This is a genomic window from Ectopseudomonas toyotomiensis, from assembly GCF_900115695.1.
Classification (GTDB): Bacteria; Pseudomonadota; Gammaproteobacteria; order Pseudomonadales; family Pseudomonadaceae; genus Aquipseudomonas; species Aquipseudomonas toyotomiensis.
In genome coordinates, this window is sequence record NZ_FOXK01000026.1 from 1 (window position 1) to 5,325 (window position 5,325).

Annotated in this window: 10 protein-coding genes and 1 pseudogene; 2 read left to right on the forward strand and 9 right to left on the reverse strand. The window is 61.2% G+C overall.

Translation table 11 applies throughout. The annotated features are described in order from the left end of the window. The 9 genes and pseudogenes from BM186_RS25810 to BM186_RS25850 form a co-directional block, all read right to left on the reverse strand. A pseudogene (locus BM186_RS25810) lies at window positions 1-193 on the reverse strand (ArsR family transcriptional regulator); the annotation flags it as partial. 7 nt (window positions 194-200) lie between these two features. Next, window positions 201-536 carry a DUF2730 family protein gene (locus BM186_RS25815; protein WP_074919291.1) on the reverse strand — a complete coding sequence of 112 codons (336 nt, stop codon included), beginning with the start codon at window positions 534-536 and terminating at the stop codon, window positions 201-203. Beyond that, window positions 536-1,159, reverse strand: coding sequence for a lysis protein (locus BM186_RS25820; protein ID WP_074919294.1), 624 nt, complete (start codon window positions 1,157-1,159; stop codon window positions 536-538). Before BM186_RS25820 ends, BM186_RS25815 begins: the two co-directional genes overlap by 1 nt. Window positions 1,160-1,168: 9 nt before the next feature. Further along, entirely contained in the window at window positions 1,169-2,101 is a 933-nt protein-coding gene (locus tag BM186_RS27115; RefSeq protein WP_083431657.1) for a transglycosylase SLT domain-containing protein, read from the reverse strand. Window positions 2,102-2,103: 2 nt separating this feature from the next. After that, on the reverse strand, window positions 2,104-2,400 hold the full coding sequence (locus BM186_RS25830) for a putative holin (protein WP_241519908.1): 297 nt from the start codon (window positions 2,398-2,400) through the stop codon (window positions 2,104-2,106). Window positions 2,401-2,568: 168 nt separating this feature from the next. Continuing rightward, window positions 2,569-3,033: a hypothetical protein gene (locus BM186_RS25835; RefSeq protein ID WP_074919296.1), complete on the reverse strand. Its 465-nt coding sequence runs from the start codon at window positions 3,031-3,033 to the stop codon at window positions 2,569-2,571. 24 nt (window positions 3,034-3,057) lie between these two features. Further along, entirely contained in the window at window positions 3,058-3,543 is a 486-nt protein-coding gene (locus tag BM186_RS26505; RefSeq protein ID WP_139228043.1) for a hypothetical protein, read from the reverse strand. Between the two features lie 36 nt (window positions 3,544-3,579). After that, window positions 3,580-4,155, reverse strand: a complete 576-nt coding sequence (locus BM186_RS25845; RefSeq protein WP_074919300.1) for a hypothetical protein — start codon at window positions 4,153-4,155, stop codon at window positions 3,580-3,582. Then, window positions 4,152-4,568, reverse strand: a complete 417-nt coding sequence (locus tag BM186_RS25850; protein ID WP_074919302.1) for a helix-turn-helix domain-containing protein — start codon at window positions 4,566-4,568, stop codon at window positions 4,152-4,154. The genes BM186_RS25845 and BM186_RS25850 overlap by 4 nt, the downstream gene beginning before the upstream one ends. Before the next feature lie 107 nt (window positions 4,569-4,675). Between BM186_RS25850 and BM186_RS25855 the strand changes: the two genes are divergently transcribed. Then, complete coding sequence (locus BM186_RS25855; protein WP_074919304.1) at window positions 4,676-4,888, forward strand: DNA-binding protein; 213 nt, start codon at window positions 4,676-4,678, stop codon at window positions 4,886-4,888. Window positions 4,889-4,924: 36 nt separating this feature from the next. Then, window positions 4,925-5,325, forward strand: a 401-nt coding sequence (locus BM186_RS25860; protein WP_074919305.1) for a hypothetical protein, incomplete at its 3' end; no start/stop codon positions are given.

The window sequence follows — 5,325 nt, forward strand, 5'->3', positions numbered from 1 at the left end:
ACACCAGGCCCTGTTCGCCAAGCCAAACCAGATCACCCTTAACCTGGTCGCGGCTCGGGTGGTGCCCGAACTGGCCCAGCAGGTTGGCGATCACCGAGGAGTTGGAACGGTACTGCGGCAGCTCAGAGAGGATGCGCAGCATCACCAGGCGCTGATCCTGGCGCAGAAAATCGGCGAAAGGTTGGTTGATCATCGCAGCCTCACTTGCTGTGTAGGAGGTAATCGTTAAGGCGATCGACCGAGCGATTAAGCGGGTCGAGGGAGCGGTTGATGCCTGCCACGTCGGACTTGATGCCCTTCATGTCGCCACCCAGCTCGGCCAGCTTCTCGGCCAGCTCGGTGAGTTGTTCGCTCCTGGGCAGATGCTTCATCTGCTGCTCCAGGACCAGCAGGCGGTTGTCCTGCCCGGTCAGGCGGGTGGCCAATGCTTCGGCCTCTACCTTGGAGCTGGCCTTGCGTGCCGACATGTACGAAAACAGGCCCACCACCACGGTGAACAGGAACTGGCCGAGGCGCAGCAGGTAGTCAAAGTCCATCAGGGCTTGTCCTTGTCGTGTAGGTCGATCAGCGCGTTCAGCTGCGCAAGGTTGGCGAGCGCCCAAGCGCCGTAGTCACGCGCATGGGCCAGGATGTCCGCTGCGGTAACGCCGCTTTCCAGTAGTTCGGCGTCAGAGCCGGGGGCGGGCCAGGCCGCTTCTTGAGAGCCGGCGTAGGCTCGGCAGCCGGCTGGAGCTGGGGCAGTGGCTCCAAGCGCTGCGTTGAAGTCGCGCAGCCAGCCACAAGTGACAACGAAGCGAGGAGCAGCCACAGGGGCAGCGCCGCGCGCCGGGGCGTATTGAGTCGAGACACGGTTGATGCGCTCCTGTGTGAGTTGCTGCTTGAGCCGGCCGATCTCGTCCTGAGCATCCAGGAACACCAGCTCGGCCTGGTTGGCGCGCTCCACCTGCTGGCGGTAGAGCACCAGGTTCTGTTCGGCGGCGTCGGCGCGTAGTTTCTGGTGCTCTTCGCGCAGGTCAGCCAGGGCCTTGTCGCCCTTGGCCTGGGCGGTGCTGTGCCCCAGGTCGTACTGGCTTTCGCCGTAGGCCCACATCAGGTACATCAGTGCCACGAAGATCGGCACATACCAGTGGTCAGCGATCCAGCCGATGACGTTATTCATTACCGCCCCTTACGCTTGAGCCGGCGCCGCAACCAGCGCGGCATGGGTGGTCGTTTGTCCGCGCGTTCGGGTGGCCAGAGCTGGGCCGGGCGAACTCGGGGCGGTGGCGATACGTTCAGGTCTGCGGCAGCCAGCCAGTTCCGGGAGCAAGCGGCAGGCGAACTGGTGGTCAACGTGGCGAGCAGAAACAGCGTTGGGATCTTCATGGCGGCTATACCTGTCGGCGCACACGCCAGGCCCCCAGCCGGCAGCCGCATACATGGGCTCCCAGCGCAGCAGGATGGCGCGCGGGTAATGGCGGTTCTCGCGGAAGTTGGCAGCCGAGCGGCCAGCGTTGTGCCGCTCGACGGAATCGAACCAGGCCAGCGGGTCGGCACCCTTAGCCGAAGCCAGCCTACGGTCACGATTCACCCAGCCATTGCCACCGTTGTAGCCGGCCAGCACAAAGGCCCAGCGGTCACACTCGCTCACGGCCTGGTTGCGCTCGTACAGCCAGCGGTCGAATGCCACCATGGCGCGCAGCGCCCAGCCAGGGTTGTACGGCTGCGCCGGGCCCACGCTGCGCGGGTAGATCTCGGCCATCCAATCGGCAGTTGCGGGCATGAACTGCGCCAGGCCTTCGGCGCCGACCGGCGAGCGGGCATTGGAGCGCCAGGCGCTCTCCTGGTGAACCTGCGCGGCGAACGTCGCCACAGGGGCGCCCAGGCCCCACTCGGCATGGGCGGCGCGTACCAGTGTGCGGCGGTGCTGCTCTGCAGCGGTTGGAATGCTGGCGGCATCTGCCTGGCTGAAGAATCCGCCCCAAACCAGCAACAGGCCTACGACAAAAACACGGACGAAATAGATCGAGGCCGATACTTTGATGGGCTTTCCGTGGCTCACCAGAGCGGCACCAAGGCCAATGGCTGCTAGCAGCAACCAGATAATCTGCGGGGTGCCCATGATCAGAGCCCCAGCGTCAGGCCGAGGATGCACGCCAGCACGATCAGCGCCTTACGTAGCCAGGCCAAGCCGTGATCGATGAAGTTGTCATGCTCCTGGGGGCATGCCTCGCCGTAGAAAATGGCGTAGTCAACCCAGTACCCCAGCACACCGCCGATGGTGACCAGGCTGATCTTGTACAACACAACCTGTAGCTGTTCCGGTCGCACGAACCAGATTGCGACCAGCAACATCAGGGAGATGACGGCCAGGACCGTCATGCGCGGCAGACGGCGCTTGGGCTTGCAGGCTTGAGACATGATTGCGCTCCGAGTTCGGCCATTCCATGGCCTGTTGCTGTGCTCATACCGGCAGTCCGACCGGGGGAGAGATCACAGCTTCGCCTCGCGCGCGCGGGGGGTCTTTTCGGCTAGCCGAAAAACACAAAAGGCGCCGTTGCAGCGCCCTTGTTTCAATAGCGGATCGACCTACTCGGCCGCTCTAATAACCTTCTCAGCAAAAGCCAATAGCTGGCTCTCGACCATTTCCCTGTTGGCATATTCAATCGAACCTTTTACCGGCGCGTGGCTGAAAGGTGTCTTGCTTTTCCTACCCCATACCTCGCCAGTGAACTTAATCGTGTCCAGGCAAGCAATCCTCAGCGAAGAGGCCTGCCACTTTACAGAACGATCTGTGCTGGCAACCAGCATAGAAACCCAGCCACCCACGACTGGGGAAACGTTATCGATGCCGGTTTCTACCTCCACGCCCTTAGCTGTAAGGGTGCGGGCGAAGTCCTTCAAGGCCGGTTCAAGGGTTGTATTGATGAACGTCAGCCAGGCATTGCGGCGGGCGGACTCAGCCGATGCCTTGGTATCCGCTTCATCCTTCTTCGCCCGCTGCCTGGCTTCGCGCTCTTCAAACATCTTGTCCAGTTGCTGCTTCATGTCCATTGATCACTCCTAATTACTGGCATCTCACTGGCCGTTGATCGCCTTGTACCGCCGCTGATACTCGTCGTAGCTCAGACCCTGGGTGTTCTGCAGCTCTTGCAGCTGCTGTTCACGAGATACGCCCGGCTGAGCCTGAGAAGCTGGCACGGAACTGGAACTCGCTGCAGGAAGCACCATCAGCCGGTGCCGATCAGCCTGAGACAGATCAATGTTCTGCAGCTGCAGAATCCGCACAAAGGTGCCACCAGGTGTGAACACCAATCCGGCCTCCGTGATGCTGGTATTACCCGAGAATCCATTGACACGAATGAAGCGCCAATAGCTCACGCTATTACCGCTAGGGGCCAGTACCGTCTGCACAGGAGGAGCCCCCAAGAGCTGACGCGTCTGATCGAAGGTTGTACGTCCTGGTTCAAGCTGCGCCAGATTTTGAGCATTGAAATTCCGGCCACTCGACGCACAACCAGCTAAAACCGCCACCAACAAACAAACCACAATCAGGCGCATCATCGACCTCCATAGTCATCATTCGCCGCTAGATATTGGCTAAAACACCTTCCCAAGCAATGCACCCACCGCAAACACCGCAGTGAAGTGCCAGGGGTGCCGCACGGCAAGCATCCGAAAGCCCGCCACGGACAGTGGTGCCACCAACGGCGCCGGTGGCTGGTACTCGTCGACGTAGCGTAGCGCCTGAGTCAGCTGCTTGATGCTCAGCCCGGCCAAAGACTGCTCACCGAACTCGCGCAGGCAGTAGCGCGCAAGCTGCTTGGCCAGGCCGCGCTCAGCCGCGGCCTGGTCCAACTCGGCGATGAGCGTGCGCGTGCGTATTTCCCTGCGGTAGTTATCGCGATAGCAGACCAGCGAATCCTGAGCTTCCAGGTACTTCTCCTTGAGGATCTCGCCAATGCGCTCCACCCCAACTCGGGCATGCACTACTTCACGCCAGAGGATTCTCGCTTCGACCTCGCACTCGACACTGACCTCCGCGACGAGGGCATTCAGTGCCTGTCGCTGAGCAGATGACAGGTACTCCTTCTCGACCTTGGGGGCCTCGATGAAATTCTTGATATCGCCCGCTGCGACCTGCTCCACCGCCCCATTGAACTGCTGTTCGCTCATTCCTTCGACTTCCTCTGGTTCACGACATCGCCGCTGGTGACAGACCCCACCGGACCATTGAACTGTTGAGAAACACCCTTCCTGACAGTGGCTACGTTCTGCGCCGTGGACACTCCAGCCTTACCAGCAGCAAGCATTGCGGCCTTTACCGCGAGGGGAGCCTCACGGAAGTGAGTCAGAAGGTCATTTTCGTCAGGGGTCAGCGATCCAGGGCAGCGCTCCCCCGTAACGATGTACTGGATATCAGCACTAACCCTAGCCACTGCCTCTAGGTAACCAGCATCAGGCTGGCGCTCTCCCTTCTCGTATTTCAGTTGCGCCTGCTTCTGGACTCCACCAATCGCCCCAAACGCCGTTTGGTTGAAACCCAGCCGCTCACGTTCCTCTCGCAGACGCTCGCCGATAGAACTCATAGGCGTACCAATCCTTATTGACAGGTACGCATTTGCGTACCATCATGAACCCCACAAACAACAAACATTTTTAAAAACCTTCAAACATCCGCCGAGGAGCCACCGCCATGGCAACCCAGCAAAAACCCAAGACCGTCGACCAAGTAAAGGCCGAGTTCCGCGCCAAGGGCCTGACCGTCAACAAGTGGGCCGAAGACAACAAATTCCCGCCCGGCGCCGTTTACCAAGTGCTCAACGGCTTCTCCAAGGGCAACTACGGCCAGTCGCATGACATCGCCGTTGCCCTAGGCCTCAAGGCCGGCGAAGCCGTGGCCGCCTAACCCCCCCCAACCACAACAGCAGCGAGGGACACCGCCATGTCCGATCAGCCGCAAATTGCGCTCGAAGAGATCGAGCTAACTCCACACCCCATGGACGCCTGGCGCGCCGCGCTAAACGCGCTGATCGCCTGCGCACCTGGTGATGGCCCGGCCATCGCCGCACACCTGGCCGAAGCCCGCCAGCAGGCCCTGGTGTTCGTCGATCGCACGCCGGCCAGCGCCGGTACCGCAAAGCTGATCGATCGCCTGATGCTGCTCGGCGCCGGCCAACTTGTTGGGCAGAAGCTGAAGGCCAAGGCCTGGCAGGATCTGCGCAACGAGCTGGGCTTCAGTCATCACGCCCCGTTGCTTGGTATCGACTTTGCCGCTCACGGTTCTCGCGGGCGGCTGTCAGCTGCTCAACCAGCTCTCGCATCGTCCGCTGGGCATGTGGCTCA

Bases quoted from the DNA above. Each gene is read 5' to 3' on its own strand.
- BM186_RS25815 (WP_074919291.1), bottom strand. From the start codon at position 536: ATGGACTTTGACTACCTGCTGCGCCTCGGCCAGTTCCTGTTCACCGTG.
- BM186_RS25820 (WP_074919294.1), bottom strand. From the start codon at position 1,159: ATGAATAACGTCATCGGCTGGATCGCTGACCACTGGTATGTGCCGATC.
- BM186_RS27115 (WP_083431657.1), bottom strand. From the start codon at position 2,101: ATGGGCACCCCGCAGATTATCTGGTTGCTGCTAGCAGCCATTGGCCTT.
- BM186_RS25830 (WP_241519908.1), bottom strand. From the start codon at position 2,400: ATGTCTCAAGCCTGCAAGCCCAAGCGCCGTCTGCCGCGCATGACGGTC.
- BM186_RS25835 (WP_074919296.1), bottom strand. From the start codon at position 3,033: ATGGACATGAAGCAGCAACTGGACAAGATGTTTGAAGAGCGCGAAGCC.
- BM186_RS26505 (WP_139228043.1), bottom strand. From the start codon at position 3,543: ATGATGCGCCTGATTGTGGTTTGTTTGTTGGTGGCGGTTTTAGCTGGT.
- BM186_RS25845 (WP_074919300.1), bottom strand. From the start codon at position 4,155: ATGAGCGAACAGCAGTTCAATGGGGCGGTGGAGCAGGTCGCAGCGGGC.
- BM186_RS25850 (WP_074919302.1), bottom strand. From the start codon at position 4,568: ATGAGTTCTATCGGCGAGCGTCTGCGAGAGGAACGTGAGCGGCTGGGT.
- BM186_RS25855 (WP_074919304.1), top strand. From the start codon at position 4,676: ATGGCAACCCAGCAAAAACCCAAGACCGTCGACCAAGTAAAGGCCGAG.